General features: G+C 46.9%; 23 protein-coding genes. 18 read left to right on the top strand and 5 right to left on the bottom strand.

Going from position 1 to position 15555, the window contains the following annotated elements:
* Window positions 1–10: 10 nt before the first annotated feature.
* The 5 genes from AB840_RS08325 to AB840_RS16470 all read right to left on the bottom strand — a co-directional run bounded on the left by AB840_RS08325 (window position 11) and on the right by AB840_RS16470 (window position 4225).
* Entirely contained in the window at window positions 11–904 is an 894-nt protein-coding gene (locus AB840_RS08325) for an AbiJ-NTD4 domain-containing protein (protein WP_048514378.1), read from the bottom strand.
* A gap of 33 nt (window positions 905–937) precedes the next feature.
* The gene (locus tag AB840_RS08330; protein WP_053078154.1) at window positions 938–1489 is read right to left on the bottom strand and encodes a restriction endonuclease subunit S; all 552 of its coding nucleotides are present in this window, start codon (window positions 1487–1489) and stop codon (window positions 938–940) included.
* 2 nt (window positions 1490–1491) lie between these two features.
* Window positions 1492–3093, bottom strand: a complete 1602-nt coding sequence (locus AB840_RS08335; RefSeq protein WP_048514411.1) for a type I restriction-modification system subunit M — start codon at window positions 3091–3093, stop codon at window positions 1492–1494.
* Window positions 3094–3182: 89 nt separating this feature from the next.
* The gene (locus AB840_RS08340; RefSeq protein ID WP_268776079.1) at window positions 3183–3389 is read right to left on the bottom strand and encodes a helix-turn-helix domain-containing protein; all 207 of its coding nucleotides are present in this window, start codon (window positions 3387–3389) and stop codon (window positions 3183–3185) included.
* Between the two features lie 2 nt (window positions 3390–3391).
* The gene (locus AB840_RS16470) at window positions 3392–4225 is read right to left on the bottom strand and encodes an NBR1-Ig-like domain-containing protein (protein ID WP_048514380.1); all 834 of its coding nucleotides are present in this window, start codon (window positions 4223–4225) and stop codon (window positions 3392–3394) included.
* A gap of 413 nt (window positions 4226–4638) precedes the next feature.
* On the opposite strand from AB840_RS16470, the gene AB840_RS08350 reads away from it, so the two are divergent.
* The 18 genes from AB840_RS08350 to AB840_RS08435 all read left to right on the top strand — a co-directional run bounded on the left by AB840_RS08350 (window position 4639) and on the right by AB840_RS08435 (window position 15542).
* Window positions 4639–5151 (top strand): hypothetical protein, encoded by a 513-nt coding sequence (locus AB840_RS08350; protein WP_048514381.1) that lies wholly within the window; start codon window positions 4639–4641, stop codon window positions 5149–5151.
* Between the two features lie 290 nt (window positions 5152–5441).
* Complete coding sequence (locus AB840_RS08355) at window positions 5442–5780, top strand: hypothetical protein (protein WP_048514382.1); 339 nt, start codon at window positions 5442–5444, stop codon at window positions 5778–5780.
* The gene (locus tag AB840_RS08360; protein ID WP_048514383.1) at window positions 5770–6909 is read left to right on the top strand and encodes a DUF2800 domain-containing protein; all 1140 of its coding nucleotides are present in this window, start codon (window positions 5770–5772) and stop codon (window positions 6907–6909) included. The genes AB840_RS08355 and AB840_RS08360 overlap by 11 nt, the downstream gene beginning before the upstream one ends.
* Window positions 6902–7474, top strand: a complete 573-nt coding sequence (locus tag AB840_RS08365; RefSeq protein WP_048514384.1) for a DUF2815 family protein — start codon at window positions 6902–6904, stop codon at window positions 7472–7474. The genes AB840_RS08360 and AB840_RS08365 overlap by 8 nt, the downstream gene beginning before the upstream one ends.
* 13 nt (window positions 7475–7487) lie before the next feature.
* Window positions 7488–7733 (top strand): hypothetical protein, encoded by a 246-nt coding sequence (locus AB840_RS08370; protein WP_048514385.1) that lies wholly within the window; start codon window positions 7488–7490, stop codon window positions 7731–7733.
* Window positions 7734–7749: 16 nt separating this feature from the next.
* Complete coding sequence (locus AB840_RS08375) at window positions 7750–8175, top strand: hypothetical protein (protein ID WP_048514386.1); 426 nt, start codon at window positions 7750–7752, stop codon at window positions 8173–8175.
* 145 nt (window positions 8176–8320) lie between these two features.
* Window positions 8321–8602, top strand: coding sequence for a VRR-NUC domain-containing protein (locus AB840_RS08380; RefSeq protein WP_048514387.1), 282 nt, complete (start codon window positions 8321–8323; stop codon window positions 8600–8602).
* A complete protein-coding gene (locus AB840_RS08385; RefSeq protein ID WP_048514388.1) occupies window positions 8583–9938 on the top strand; it encodes a DEAD/DEAH box helicase in 1356 nt (451 codons plus the stop codon). Before AB840_RS08380 ends, AB840_RS08385 begins: the two co-directional genes overlap by 20 nt.
* On the top strand, window positions 9935–10393 hold the full coding sequence (locus AB840_RS08390) for an ArpU family phage packaging/lysis transcriptional regulator (protein WP_048514389.1): 459 nt from the start codon (window positions 9935–9937) through the stop codon (window positions 10391–10393). Before AB840_RS08385 ends, AB840_RS08390 begins: the two co-directional genes overlap by 4 nt.
* A 181-nt stretch (window positions 10394–10574) precedes the next feature.
* Window positions 10575–10847, top strand: coding sequence for a type II toxin-antitoxin system RelB/DinJ family antitoxin (locus AB840_RS08395; RefSeq protein ID WP_022381610.1), 273 nt, complete (start codon window positions 10575–10577; stop codon window positions 10845–10847).
* Entirely contained in the window at window positions 10844–11119 is a 276-nt protein-coding gene (locus AB840_RS08400; RefSeq protein WP_048514390.1) for a type II toxin-antitoxin system YafQ family toxin, read from the top strand. The genes AB840_RS08395 and AB840_RS08400 overlap by 4 nt, the downstream gene beginning before the upstream one ends.
* Before the next feature lie 476 nt (window positions 11120–11595).
* Entirely contained in the window at window positions 11596–11778 is a 183-nt protein-coding gene (locus AB840_RS18465; RefSeq protein WP_234984901.1) for an HNH endonuclease, read from the top strand.
* 129 nt (window positions 11779–11907) lie between these two features.
* On the top strand, window positions 11908–12474 hold the full coding sequence (locus AB840_RS08410; RefSeq protein WP_048514392.1) for a P27 family phage terminase small subunit: 567 nt from the start codon (window positions 11908–11910) through the stop codon (window positions 12472–12474).
* A gap of 2 nt (window positions 12475–12476) precedes the next feature.
* Complete coding sequence (locus AB840_RS08415; RefSeq protein ID WP_048514393.1) at window positions 12477–13706, top strand: site-specific DNA-methyltransferase; 1230 nt, start codon at window positions 12477–12479, stop codon at window positions 13704–13706.
* Entirely contained in the window at window positions 13703–14251 is a 549-nt protein-coding gene (locus tag AB840_RS08420; RefSeq protein ID WP_327077818.1) for an N-acetylmuramoyl-L-alanine amidase family protein, read from the top strand. Before AB840_RS08415 ends, AB840_RS08420 begins: the two co-directional genes overlap by 4 nt.
* A gap of 5 nt (window positions 14252–14256) precedes the next feature.
* Entirely contained in the window at window positions 14257–14532 is a 276-nt protein-coding gene (locus AB840_RS08425) for a hypothetical protein (RefSeq protein ID WP_048514395.1), read from the top strand.
* Window positions 14533–14620: 88 nt separating this feature from the next.
* Window positions 14621–15331 (top strand): hypothetical protein, encoded by a 711-nt coding sequence (locus AB840_RS08430; RefSeq protein ID WP_048514396.1) that lies wholly within the window; start codon window positions 14621–14623, stop codon window positions 15329–15331.
* Window positions 15312–15542 (top strand): DUF4314 domain-containing protein, encoded by a 231-nt coding sequence (locus AB840_RS08435; RefSeq protein ID WP_234984900.1) that lies wholly within the window; start codon window positions 15312–15314, stop codon window positions 15540–15542. Before AB840_RS08430 ends, AB840_RS08435 begins: the two co-directional genes overlap by 20 nt.
* The last annotated feature ends 13 nt before the right edge of the window (window positions 15543–15555 follow it).

Here is a 15555-nt window from a genome sequence, read left to right on the forward strand (position 1 = left end):
CTCCTTCCAATTAGTCTTCAGTGCTATATTCATCAACCAGATAGGCATCAAGAGTTGCGGCCATATTTACAGCAAGATTGGCAAGCGACTTTTGAATGTTTGCTGTATTCATTCCTGAGCCATGCGCTCCTATGTTGTTTCTGATATAGGGAAGTGTCATAAGTACATTCTGTCGGAAGCCCTCGCCGCTGATACTATCTGGCAAATCTAAATGTTCATCACTCACAATTTGCTTTGTAAGCTCTCCCGCATTGCCCTTATCAGCTCCGCAGATGATTTTCATAATACTCTCATAGCTTTTCCCAGCATTCGTAATTGCCTCGGCATAGTCTTCCTTCTCGAGGAACTCCACTGCCTTTATCAACTCATCATAAGCTGACTGAAATACTGGTGCAGAATCCCTTAGCTCATGCAGTTGTTCCAGCGTCTTACGCTTTAAATCCAGTTCGAACTGCTTGGCGTCGATCTTTATCATCACGCCATCGGTAATAATCCATGGCACTTCATTTGCACGAAAAGTCTCGTTAACTTCTTGCCGGAAGGGTTCCTTTTCATTTTCGGACAAGGCATCATACTGGAGCTCTATTAAGTCAAACAAGTATGGCGTAAACATAGAGCCAATAGCAACACTAACATCCACGATGGGACTGAAATCCGTCGCTGCCAAATTTGCAACCGGAGCTCCGATAATCTCATTCAACTTTTTTGCAGCAATTTCAAGCGCGTCAGTTGTTTCCTCCCAGCTGTCATAGCGGCTTGGATGATACTTCTGCGGTTCCCGAAAATTTTCAAGAATCTTTGCAATTTTTTGTTTTACCTCGAACTCGATTTCTCCGCAGATATGATCCTTGGATTCACCGTTACCGACTTCGATTAAGTCTTTATACCGCTGAGAGAATATCATTCCTCAATTCACCTCTTCACATTTCAAAATTACTTACTTCTCTGCCTCTTTAATAGCACTTCTTACAAGTACAGGGCAAATCTGCTTTATTTTTGAATTTATTTTTTGTACCCTACGGATTGCCATATAAATATCAACATATTTTTGTTGAATAGTTAAATCTGGCAGCTCAATAGAAATCTCACCAAACCTATCAATATCAAGATTTGCACGAATGCTGCTATCACTAATAAACCAACCATATCTGTCCATTTCGTCACTTAAAAATTGCATAAAGAAATACTCTGGTAAAACTTCATTCTCATTTTTGATTTCAAAGGTCTGATATGCTGGTGAAACTACTATTGCATTCCCCTTATATAGTCCTATTCTTATACATTTATCTCTTCCAGTCTGCATCCCGCTGAAAACGAATCTGTTATTACGAACAATTTTATACTTTTTCGGATCAATAGAATCAGTGCTTGCCAGTGTTGGCATGAATTCTTTTTGAATATTTATTCCATAAAAGTCAGTAATCTTACCATCTGAATTTCTCTCATCGACATATTTAATTAAATCTGAAACACTTCTTTTATCTATCATTTTTACACCTCTGTTGCTGCTAAATCTAAAAGTCTGACAGTTTCCTTTTCTTCCTGTAACGCAGCATGAATCTCCCTTGAAAGTGCCGACATTTCTTTATCAATATCAATCAATTTATCATGATTAATAAACTCAATATATTTACTTGGCATTAAGGCGTAATTCATTTCACGAACCCCATTTTCCGCGTCCAATTTAACTGATTTGCAAAGTTCTGGTATATCACTATACAAACTAGAATCTTCGCTTTGCCAATCAGTATATATTTTTTTAATTTGCGCTATCTGATCATCATTAATAATTGTTTTTTTCTTCCTTTTCCCTTTATCAATAACTATTTCTTCGATGTTCTGATCCCAACTGCGCAAATCAATGAATAAAAATTCGCCAGTTCGATCACGAAGTTGCCTTCCATGCCAATTAGTAGCCTTTTTATTCATATTAACGATCCAAAGTGTGACAGAAATATTTGTCGTATAAAACATATCACGAGGTAAAACGATAATAGCTTCGATCTTATCATTCTCGATTAAGCGTTTACGATTTTCATATTCATCTGGATCATTCAAAGCACCATTTGCCAGAAGAAATCCTGCAATCCCATGAGTAACGTCCAATTTTGAGATCATGTGAAGAATCCATGCGTAGTTTGCATTAGCAACACGAGGTACTGTATAGCCGTGCCAGCGAGGATCATCAGTCAGTTCATCCTCTGCTCTCCACCCCTTCAAGTTAAAAGGCGGATTCGCCATGATAAAGTCCACTTTCTTGTCTTTGTGAAGGTCTTCCGTAAAAGTAGAGGCATTCTTTTCACCAAGATTATGCGCGATTCCTCGTATGGCAAGGTTCATTTTGCAAAGTCGCCAAGTATCCGGGTTGCTTTCCTGCCCGATGATGGAGACTTTCTTTCTGTTTCCATGATGCCTGTCTACAAATTTTAGAGACTGTACGAACATTCCACCGGAGCCACAGCAGGGATCATAAACTGTTCCGCTATAAGGTTCAATCATCTCCGCGATTAACTTTACGACACAGGCAGGAGTATAGAACTCACCATCTTCCTTTGTACCGGAAGCGGCATATACCTGAAGAAAGTACTCATATACGCGACCGATAAGATCCTCTTGTTGAAATCTATGCTCATCAATTTTATTAACTTCGTCTATCAAACTCTTAAGTTTCGATTTATCTGCGCCAAGAGTAGCATACAGGTTCTTTGATACAGCTCCCTTTAATGCCGGATTACTGTCTTCAATATCTGCCATAGCCTGATCGATGATAACGGCAATGTCGTCCGAAGATGCTTTCTTCACGATATACGACCAGCGAGCTGTTTCTTTCAAATAGAAAACATTCTCTGCGTTATACGAAGACACTTTATTTTGAAGAATTTCAATCAGTTTGGGATCGTCGTCTTTATGCTCTTCTGCAATTTGTTTGCGTCTTTTTTCAAATTTATCTCCAGCAAATTTCAAGAAAACCAGTCCGATTACTGCATCTCTATTTTTCTCTGTGCTGCCAATACCACGTAGCGCCACGCGGCAGTTCCACAGAACTGTTTCAAGCGAAACTTCTGTATTTTTTGCTTTTGCTACTCTTGCCATTAAATTGTCCTCATTTCCGGCACCCACGAACAATGAATGCTCATTTTCTATAATTTGCAACTTACACATTCTTATTACCAGGCAGTTTTTTATTCACCCTTCTTTTCAGTGTCATCTGCCGCGCCACCAGAACGAATCCACTCATCTACTTCTGACAGCTTAAACATCCAGCGCCTGCCAACTTTATATGCTGGCATATCGCGCTTCGAGATCCACTGCAATAATGTCTCGCGCCCTACTCCGAGATATTCCTGAACGTCTTTGAGATTCGTCCATTTTTCGATGTTTTCGCTCACGCTCATACCTCCGCATTTACATCTGGTATAAAATCAATTTTCACTTTAATGTCAAACATACTATTGTGATTTGGAAAACAGTTCTTGCCATCTGAATCCTGCATTTCAAAGTGACAACAAAATCTTCCTTCCTTGCCGCGAGTCTGCATGACCACGGCAATTTTTTTATGCGTTCCCGGCTCCATCTTCGGAATCTGTATAACTGTCTGCTCCGCAAGTGGCCCGGTCTTATACGTCTTTATAAAAACAAGCTTCCGTCCTTCCCAAGTTACAGTTCCTGTGTTCCTAAGCTCCCAGACATGCCGGAAGGAATTATCAGTATTTTTCTGATATTCTTGCTCTCCGCCATAGGCAGATGCGCTGTCCCCTTTATAGAGAGGCTTGAACTGTATCAAGTCATCTTCTGGTTCATCCGCGAGCAGCCTTCTATATTCTGTTGAAATAATGTCTTCCACATCAATGTCTGGGCTTTCAAACAATAGCTGATATTGCCTCGCAAGTGCCGCAGATAAACAATTCTTGTCAGGTTCAATTGTATCTGGTATCCCGTAGGCATTCATAGCTTCGGGAATACGGTCTTCATCTATGCATTCCATGAAGAAGGCTTCTATTCCAGCGACGTCAACAGGGGAAGGAAACGTTTGTTTCAACTTGTCTGTTAGAGGTTTCGGTTTTGTACCGCTGATCAGCTTCTTCTCATATTCGTGGCTATCATACGGAGAATCGGAAAAGTTCTTACTTCCACCAGCCCTGAATAGCTTGGCCACAAAAATGCTCTGATTTTGTATTCCTTTGCAGTAAGGATAAATTTTCTTGCTGCACTGTGAAAAGTCCATTCTCTGACCCCGTCTTTCAAAAAGTCCCTAATTAGTCCCATTAGTCCCTTCGTAGCCCGATGTAAGTCCCATCCTCAAAAAGTATCCTATGAACAGATGGATGGAGGCAGTGAAATAGACTAAACCCAATTTAATGTATAAATTATACAGTGTAAATTAACATTAGTCAATATTTATAAAGCTTTATTCAACACTATTTCACTCTAACCGACAGATATCGAATCATCAATGAAGTTGGTTCTCTGATCAAGAACCGTTCGCAGCAGACTTGATGAACAACTAAATATCAACACCAGCGGCGCGAACTTGCTGGCCTATTCGAAACGGAGCTTTGTGCTCTATTCCGGGTGGCCTCTTCGCGCCTTTTTTCGGCCATAGCCTGGCTCCGTTTCTACAACGAAAGGAGCCAAATCATGGCAAACAATGAAAATCAGAAGACCTATTTCATCTTCATCCGCAGCACCGGCGAAAAGGTGCCCGTCTCAAAAGAACAGCACGACGCTTTCTATAAGGAAGCCGACCGCATCCGTCACAAGGAACAGGATCACGGCAGGTGCATGTGTCCTTACCATTATGCATGGAAATGCGATGGTGACTGCATCGACTGCGAATACCATGCAGCAGGGGACACCCTTTCTCTTGACGTTACAAATCCGGACGGTAACGGCAATATGTACGACTATCTGCCGAACAACAACACTCCAATCGAGGAACTCATTTCTGACCGCATATTATTGGAGCAGCTTTTTGCACGCCTGCGCGAACTTGATCCGGAAGCGGATACCATTATTCAACTCTGGATGGATCATCCGGAAGGTATCTCTGACCGTGCTATTGCAAGGGAACTCGGTCGCCCGCAGAAAACCTTCGCGGATCAAATGAAGAAGTACCGTACTGATTTAAGAAAAATCAGAGACGGCAAATAATCCAAACCGCAGCAATTCCGGCCACTATCCCTCATCAGGATGGTGGTCGGAATTTTTTTTATTTTTTCTCCGCTCAAATTGCCTGCTCATCTCCAGTGGAACTTGAAGGACAGAGAAAAGACCTTCAGAAAGTGAGGTAAACACGATGCAAACAAGTTACACAGACACTGGCGGGAACGTCCGCGAGGAGATTCAGCTTCTGAACTCCATCAGCCGCGTATCCGCCCGACTGGCAAGAAATCTTTCAATTCTTGCCGAGCAAAGACAATCCGAGAAAGGAGAAAGAACCTATGAGCAAAATAGCAGACATGAAACAGACAATCGAAGAGCTCCGCAGTGCTGCTGCCGCTATTAACGACGCAGCCGACTGGCTTTACCAGCAGTTCTCCAGTACAGACAATTCTGATAAGCAGCAAACTTCTAAATCTGCTGCTACAAAAGAAGAACCCAAGCCGGAATTAAAGCTGGAGGACGTAAGATCCGTTCTCGCCGGGAAATCCCGCGCCGGACACACTGCTGAGGTGCGTGACCTGCTCCAGAAATACGGAGCGACAAAGCTCTCCGCTATCGACCCGGCAAACTATGAAGCCCTTATGAAGGACGCGGAGGCAATCGGAAATGGCAAGTAAGCAGCACGCGATCCTTTCCGCATCCGGCGCTGACAGATGGATTCACTGTCCGCCATCGGCACGGCTCTGCGAAACCTACGAGGATAAAGGAAGCGACTACGCAGCGGAAGGCACTGATGCTCATGCACTCGCGGAGTTCAAGCTTAAGAAAGTGCTGGGGCTCCCGGCAGACGATCCGACAGATGGACTTTCCTGGTATTCCGAAGAGATGGACGACTGCACCAGCGGCTATGCCGAATTCGTGCTGGAGCAGGTCGAGGCCGCAAAGAAGACCTGCGCTGATCCGGTTGTCCTGATTGAGCAGCGAGTTGACTTCTCCCGCTGGGTAGAACAGGGCTTCGGTACCGCCGACTGCGTCGTCATCGCAGATGGCACGCTCCGGGTTATTGATTTCAAATACGGCCTCGGCGTTCTTGTTTCCGCTGAAGAGAATCCGCAAATGAAGTGCTACGCCCTCGGGGCTCTTGAACTCTTTGATGACATCTACGACATCGATCAGGTCAGCATGACCATCTACCAGCCAAGACGGCAAAATGTCAGCACCTTCGATATCAGTAAGGACAATCTGTACCGCTGGGCAGACGAAGTCCTGAAACCCACAGCAGAGCTTGCATTTGCCGGGGACGGTAACTTTCTCTGCGGAGAATGGTGCGGCTTTTGTAAGGCAAGAAACGAGTGCCGCGCCAGAGCCGAAGCCAATCTGCAGCTGGCACAGTACGATTTCAAACTCCCGCCGCTCCTGACGGACACCGAAATCGAAGTCATTCTTTACAAGGTGGACGAGCTGATCAGCTGGGCATCTGACATCAAGGAATATGCCCTGCAGCAGGCGCTCTCCGGGAAGGAATGGAACGGCTGGAAGCTGGTCGAAGGCCGCTCCAACCGTAAATACAGTAACGAGGCCGCTGTTATCCAGACGGTCGAGGAAGCAGGATTTGATCCGTATGAAAAGAAGCTGCTCGGCGTCACTGCCATGCAGAAGCTCCTCGGAAAGTCCCGCTTCGATGAACTCCTGACGGCTTACATCGAAAAGCCGCAGGGAAAACCCACTCTTGCGCCGGAAAGCGATAAACGCCCGGCCATGAACACAGCAAAAAATGATTTTATGGAGGAAAAACATTATGAGTAAGAATATGAAAATCAGAAATCCCATGAAGGTTATCACAGGTACCGACACCCGTTGGAGCTACGCAAACGTCTGGGAACCGAAGTCCATCAACGGCGGCACACCGAAGTACAGCGTGAGCCTCATTATCCCAAAGTCTGATACCAAGACCATCGCCAAGATTCAGGCTGCCATTGAAGCCGCTTATAAGGAAGGCGAAGCAAAGCTCAAGGGCAACGGCAAGACCGTCCCTGCGCTCTCTGTCCTGAAAACCCCGCTGCGTGACGGCGATGCGGAGCGCCCGGACGATGAGGCCTATAAGAACGCCTACTTTGTAAACGCCAATGCCACCTCTGCTCCCGGTATTGTGGATGCAGACCTGAATCCCATCCTGACCCGTTCCGAAGTGTACTCCGGCGTCTATGGCAGAGCCAGCATCACATTTTATGCTTTCAACTCTTCCGGCAACAAGGGAATCGCCTGCGGCCTCAATAACCTGCAGAAGATCCGTGACGGCGAGCCTCTTGGCGGCAAGGCAAGTGCTGAGTCTGACTTCGTCACTGATGACGATGAAGACTTTCTGAATTAAGGGAGGCGCGACTATGACTATGACAACCTTTCAGACGATCCTCTTAACTGCAATTATCGCTATCTGGCTGGTCTTCAGCATTGTGATCCTGATTGCAACAATCCAGAACTTCCTCTACGACCGCAGACGTGAAAAGCGTGAGCAGGAATCTACTGCCCGCGATATCGAATACCGCAAGGAACGCGACAAGCGGGAAGCGGAACAGGCCGCGCGTGATCTCGAATACCACGAGAAGCGCATGAAACTCTTAGACAAATAAGCATGGCAGGCTCATTGTGATACCCTTTAACGCTCGCATTGAAGGAAACAACGATATCAAAAATTATGCAGACTACCTGCTGAAAAATGCAGGCGAGTATGTCCTGACTTGGATCATTGAAGGGGCACAGAAGATCATTCAAAAAAATTTTCAGCTTACCACACCAGCTTGTGTGCGGGAAGCCATCGGCTCGTATCGTGAAAACAACGACTGGCTCGGCCATTTCCTGGATGAGTGCTGTGAGCTTGGTAAAGCCTATCAGGAAAAATCCGGTGATTTTTATACTGCGTATCGAAACTTTTGTAATGTTACCGGTGATTATGTGCGAAATTCTGCCGATTTTTATACTGCCATTGAACAAGCCGGAATCGTACGGTTCAGAAATCGCCAAGGCCGGTTTGTTCGCGGAATACGGCTGACAGAAAAAGCCATTTTAAACTAAAGCGTGACACCTCCGACACCTCCTACCCTAAAGTCTCTATAGGCCCTTAAAAATTAACCCCTATAGGAAGTTATAGTAACCAGGTGTCGGGGGTGTCACACATCTTGATGAAAAGTCGATACTAAACACCCTGACGGAGGAAATCATGCGAGAAAAAATAATCGAACAGCAGCTTGTACATGCTGTAAAACATAAAGGTGGTATCTGTCCCAAATTCGTCTCCCCCGGATATGACGGGATGCCGGATAGATTGGTGCTGCTGCCCCATGGACGCATTGCCTTTGTGGAGCTTAAAGCACCCGGAAAGAAAATGCGTCCGCTACAGGTACATCGGAAGCGCCAGTTAGAAGCACTTGGTTTTCCGGTATACTGCATCGACAATAGTACGCAACTAGGAGGAATGCTGGATGCAATACAAACCTCATGATTATCAAACCTATGCCACAAACTTCATCCTAAAAAATCCAGCGGCTGCCATTTTGCTGGATATGGGATTGGGAAAAAGCGTCATTACCTTAACCGCCATAGAGCAATTAATCTATGACAGTTTTGACGTCCATCGCGTATTAGTGATTGCACCCCTGCGTGTAGCACGAGATACTTGGCCAGCAGAAATCCAGAAATGGGACCATCTGCATGATGTAACGTATGCCGTTGCTATTGGTACGGCTACGGAACGAAAAGCCGCACTCTTGCAGCAGGTCAATATCCACATTATCAATCGTGAGAATGTGCCTTGGTTGATAGAAGATTCCGGCATCCCCTTTCATTACGATATGCTGGTAATCGATGAGCTTTCCTCTTTTAAATCGTATCAAGCAAAACGGTTTCGGAGCTTGTTAAGAGTTCGTCCCAAGGTAAAACGAATCGTAGGACTAACCGGTACACCTTCTTCAAACGGCCTGATGGATCTTTGGGCAGAGTTTCGCCTGTTGGATATGGGACAGCGGCTTGGTCGCTTTATCACCCACTACCGGAGTGAATTCTTCCAACCGGATAAGCGGAATCAGCAGATGATCTTTTCTTACAAACCAAAACCCGGTGCGGAAGAAGAAATCTATCGGCGTATCGCAGACATCACCATTTCCATGAAAAGCAAGGAGTATCTGACTATGCCAGCATTAGTACGAAATGAAATCAGTGTACAACTCTCGAAGCGGGAACGAAACATGTATGATACCTTGTGTTCCCAGCTTGTGCTTTCACTAGATGGGAAAGAAATTGATGCCGTAAACGCGGCTGCCTTATCAAACAAGCTATGCCAGATGGCAAATGGTGCCGTCTACGATGAGGAAAAACGAATCATTCCCATTCATGACCGAAAGCTCGATGCCCTGGAGGATATTCTTGAAGGTGCCAATGACAAACCCGTATTGATTGCGTATTGGTTCAAGCATGATCTGCTACGGATCCAGCAACGGTTTACGGTACGAGAAATCAAGACTTCACAAGATATAACAGATTGGAACGCTGGTGTTATTCCTGTTGCTATTCTCCACCCCGCCTCTGCCGGACATGGTCTAAACCTGCAACAAGGCGGATCCACTCTCGTCTGGTTTGGACTAACCTGGAGCTTGAAATTATACCAACAAACGAATGCCAGACTCTGGCGGCAAGGACAAACGGATACGGTCGTCATTCATCACATTCTGACTGCCGGAACCATAGATGAAACCATTATGAAATCATTGAAAGAAAAAAACAAAACCCAGGCTGCACTGATTGATGCAGTCCGGGCCAGCTTGCAAGGAGGCAGCCTATGAGTGTTATCTGGAAGTATCTGAATAAACGAAGCGGTGCTATTGATGCCATCCGGGATTACGACAGCATGCAGTTCATCATCGAAAATACCAGCGAGGATATCAAGCAGGCATATGCTGCCATGACCAGCCTGCATCCGTCCGGTTTCAATGGGATGCCGCACTCCAGCAACCCGCATGCCGTAGAAGATCATATCATCTCCGGTCTGGCAGACATCGACATCCTGAAGGAACGTTACCGGCAGGCGTTGGAGTACATGGCATGGTTTCAGCCCGCATGGGAGAAACTAAGCAGTGACGAGCAATATGTACTGCAAACCTTCTATGCTGATGAGGATGCACAAACGAGCGCTGTCTATGCCATCGCTGATCATTTTCACATCGAACGGTCCTCTGCCTACAAAAGGAAGAATCGTGCATTAGCTAAGTTTGCCATTCTTTTGTTTGGAAAGACATGATGTCCAAAATCGCGGACGCATTTATTCATTTGACGTGGTATACTAATAGCATGAAAGTGTGAGAGAGGCCTTCGAGGGAGCGATCCTTTGAAGGCTTTTGCTATGTGTTTATTATATTGACATTGTGTTGACATCAGCCAAAAATAATGCTATATTCAAGACAGAAATGGAGGTGTTGAATATGGTAAATACAAATTTGAATATCCGGACGGATAAGGAAGTCAAAAATCAGGCTGAGAAAATATTCAATGCTCTGGGAATGAATATGACGACGGCGGTAAACATATTCTTAAAAACAACGATACGAGAAAATGGCATTCCCTTCCGTCTCACTCTTGACGTTCCTAATGCAACAACTAGATCTGCCATTGAAGAAGGCAAACGAATCGCCATTGATAAAAAAGTAAAAGGGTATACCAATATGACAGATTTGCGTGTGGCCCTTGAAAAATGAAGTACGAAGTAAAATTCACCACTCAATTTAAGAAAGATTTGAAATTGGCAAAGAAGCAGAACAAAGATATAGATGTGCTGTTCTCTGTCATTGAGCAATTGGCCCAAGGAAAACAATTGGATGAAAAATATAGAGACCATGATTTAGGTGGAACATACAAAGGTTGCCGGGAATGCCATATTGATCCAGATTGGCTTCTCGTTTATGAAACCAAAGATGATGTACTTGTTCTTCTGCTATATCGTTTGGGCAGCCATTCCCAATTATTTTAGCAGCATGAGTAATATCGCGGACGCATGTACCTGCTTAACGTGTGATATACTAATAGCCTAAAAGTGTAAGAGAAGCCTTCGAGGGAGCAATCCTTTGAAGGCTTTTGCTATGTCTGGAGATGAGAACCTTGCCTTGCTTTTATTTGGGAAGGCCTGATGTCCAAAATCGCGGACGCATTTGTCTGCTTTACATGGTATACTAATAGCATGAAAGAATGTGAAAAGCCTTCGTGGGAGCAATCCCTTGAAGGCTTTTGCTATGTCTGGAGATGAGTGCTTTGCCTTGGAAACCCAAAAAGCCGTGCGCCTACCCCGGCTGCAGGGAGCTGACCGTGAACCGGTACTGCGAGCAGCATCAAAAATTAATGGACAAACGTTATGACACGTACGAGCGCAGTACCGTCAGCAAGAAACGATACGGCAGAGCATGGAAACGCATCCGGGACCGCTACATTGGAAAGCATCCCTTGTGCGAGATGTGCCTGAAGAACCACAAAACCACACCGGCAACGGAGGTGCACCATATCCGTCCCCTCTCCCGCGGCGGCACTCACGACGAGGATAACCTTATGGCGCTGTGCAAGCCGTGCCACTCGAAGATAACCGCCGAGATGGACGACCGCTGGCATCATGCCAAAAAGGAATACCGCTACGAGTGACTACGTTCCTCCAGGAGGGGCGGTCAAAATCGCTGGCGCGCCCAAATGCTAGACCGGTGCTGGGGTCACACGCACAAAAATTGCGGTTCAAACGGGGGATTTACCGCATGGGAAAGGAGTTGAACAGCCATGGCCAAGGACGGAACTAATCGCGGTGGCAGACGAATCCGCGCCGGAGATAAGCCGGAGGCGCTGGCAGATAAAATCGACAAGGGAAAAGCAGCCACCATTATCGACCTGCCGACGCCTGCCTTAGAAGGTGCCGAGTTAAACGATGCCGCAGATCTCACCGGCGAGGATATGCCGAATCCCAGTGACTATTTGTCGGCCCGGCAGCGGGACGGCAAGCCGCTCGGTGCAGATGACCTGTTTCGCCAGACCTGGCAATGGCTGAAGGACCGCGGCTGCGAACGGCTCGTCAATCCCCGGCTGCTGGAAGCCTATGCCCAGGCATTCGCCCGGTATATCCAGTGCGAAGAAGCCATCAGCACCTATGGACTGCTCGGCAAGCACCCCACGACCGGCGGTGCGATTACCAGTCCATTTGTGCAGATGAGCCAGTCATTCCAGAAGCAGGCGAACCTGCTCTGGTATGAGATTTTCGATATCGTCAAGCAGAACTGTACCACAGCATTTGTAGGAAGTCCGCAGGATACGATGATGGAACACCTGTTGCAGGCACGGAAAGGAAAATAATTATGGAATTGATCAAAAAGAACATACAAGACCTTATCCCGGCAGCCTATAATCCGAGAAAGGATTTGCAGCCGGGAGATCCGGAATATGAAAAGCTGAAGCGTTCGCTGGACGAGTTCGGCTACGTCGAGCCTGTCATTTGGAACAAGCGCACCGGCAACGTGGTCGGCGGTCACCAGCGCTTAAAGGTGCTCCAGCAGGAGGGTATTTCGGAAATCGACTGCGTCGTGATCGACATGGACACCGAAAAGGAGAAAGCCTTAAACATCGCCCTCAATAAAATCAGCGGTGACTGGGATACGGATAAATTAGCGCTGCTCATTACCGATCTGCAGGGCAGCGACTTTGATGTATCGCTTACCGGCTTTGATCCGGCAGAACTGGATGACCTGTTCAAGGACGATATAAAGGATGGTGTGCATGATGATGACTTTGATGTGGATGCCGAACTCAAAAAGCCAGTATTCTCCAAGACAGGTGATGTGTGGCAGTTGGGAACACACCGATTGTTTTGCGGCGACAGCACCCAACCGGAAGCATACCAGCGATTACTGCAGGGAGCACCGGTCAATCTGGTGGTCACTGACCCGCCGTACAACGTCAACTACGAAGGCCGAGCGGGAAAAATCAAGAACGACCATCTGCAGAACGACAAATTCTATGAGTTCCTGCTCGCCGCTTTTACCTGCATGCACACCGTCATGGCAGACGATGCCAGCATCTATGTATTCCACGCCGACACCGAAGGACTTAACTTCAGAAAAGCCTTCTCGGATGCCGGTTTTTATTTATCCGGTTGCTGCATCTGGAAGAAACAGTCGTTGGTGCTGGGACGTTCGCCTTACCAGTGGCAACATGAACCAGTGCTGTACGGCTGGAAGAAGAAAGGAAAGCATGAATGGTACACCGGACGGAAGGAATCCACTATCTGGGAGTTTGATAAACCGAAGAAGAATACGGACCATCCCACCATGAAGCCGATACCGCTTTTAGCCTATCCCCTCCTAAATTCCAGCATGACCGGCTGCACTGTGCTGGATCCGTTCGGCGGCAGCGGTTCGACGCTGCTGGCCTGTGAGCAAACGAAGCGACGCTGCTACATGGTGGAGCTGGATGAAAAGTTCTGTGATGTCATTGTGAAACGGTATATCGAACAGGTCGGCTCGAGCGAACAGGTAACCGTGACACGGAATGGAAAAACGTATACCTATACTGAAGTGGAGGCAACATGATGCGTGTATTTATCAACCCCGGGCATGACCGGGAACGGGACAGCGGTGCAGTAAACCCAAACACCGGACTGCGGGAATGTGATGTGGCGGCTGCAATCGGCAGCCTCGTCAAAACATATCTGGAAACGGCAGGCTGTGAGGTGCAGCTCCTGCAAAGCGATAATCTGGCAGGAGAAACACCGGATCTGCCTTGCGTGGTGGATACGGCAAATGCATGGTCTGCTGATGTATTCGTCAGTTTGCACTGCAACTCCGACAGCGGCTACGCCCGCGGTACAGAAACGCTTATCTATGCCAACGATAGCGGTCTATCTCCGCAACTTGCCGCCTGCATCCAGTCGCAGATCGTGCAGAGTCTCGGCACGGTGGATCGTGGCCTGAAGGAGCGGCCCAATCTCATCGTGCTGAAAGATACCACAATGCCCGCCGTTCTGGTGGAAACAGCTTTTATTGATAATGACAATGATGCCGCGCTGCTTACGAATAACGCGGATGATTTCGCCCGGGCCATTGCCCGCGGCATAACAGATTTTGAAGGGAGATAGAAAAAATGGATATTGAAACGATTAAAAACGAACTCAAGGAACACATTCTGGACTCGGTGCAGGAGGATGTCAAGAACGCCACCATTTCCTGGCTGAATACGACGGTGCTTCCGGCAGCCAAGGAAGTGGCGGATGCCTACACAGCCGCCTTGCAGGAATCTGCCGGTAAGGAAACCGGCTGGAGCAAGTTCCGCGATCAATGCTTCCTTCCGACGCTCATTGACGGTGGCCTGTGGCTGACCGGAAAGTTGCTCGGTAAAATGGTGGTAGTACAAGAATAATACGTGTAATTTGTGGTATAAACCCCTTGCTATAGTTGCCGGTTAGAGTGATATATGTACATGACAAAAAAGAAAGGGGTTTTCTACCATGAAAATTTTGTACCATGCACAAGGAAAAACACGTAAGGAACTGGCGGATGCCATCAGCACCATTACCGGAGCCGCCAAAGTGTATCAGGGGATTCCCAGCTACGCCTATGAAATTGATTGTTTTACAGTTGACCGCAACGGCAATCTTAATTTTGATGACATGATTGACAAGAAGAAAATTGAGGATTTGCTCGAGAAACTCGACAGCATGGGATTCCATACCGATCCAGCCGAACCAATAGAGAAAGAACCTGACGATTCGGCGTCTAAGCAGGAGAACATAGACGATTTGGTGATTGCCATGCCGCGCTCCTTCTTCACCGATACGGCACTGGAAAACCTAAAGAAACTGATCCAGGCCAAGAGCAATCTTATGCTAAAAGTTTTTCAAATCGATGTGCTGCGGATGCAGGTAACAGAGGATAAAGTGTTATTCCCTTGGTTCACCGGCTGCCTGGATGCCGATACGGTCAAAGCCTGCACCCATTTCATTACGGCGCTCTGCCATCTGGCAAAGAAGCAAAAACGGGTGCTGGCAACGGAGCACCCATCCACCAACGAGAAATACGATTTCCGCTGCTTTCTGCTCCGGCTTGGTTTTATCGGCAAAGAATACAAGGACGAACGGAAGCTGCTCCTGCAGCACCTTTCCGGTTCCTCGGCCTTTAAAAACAACAGAAAGGAACATAATGATGAGATATCCGAATAAGGAACGGCTGGAATACCTGCGCGGTGCATATCCTGCCGGAACGCGGATTGTACTGGCGCAAATGGACGATTCCCAGGCTCCGCCGATCGGTACGAAGGGAACGGTTGCCGGTGTGGATGACACCGGCAGCCTGCTGGTGCATTGGGACAACGGCAGCACGTTGAACGTATTGTACGGCATAGACCGCTGCCTTATAATCAGAAAGAAATAATCACACATATCAT

This window comes from Megasphaera cerevisiae DSM 20462 (assembly GCF_001045675.1).
In the GTDB taxonomy this organism is placed as follows: domain Bacteria; phylum Bacillota; class Negativicutes; order Veillonellales; family Megasphaeraceae; genus Megasphaera; species Megasphaera cerevisiae.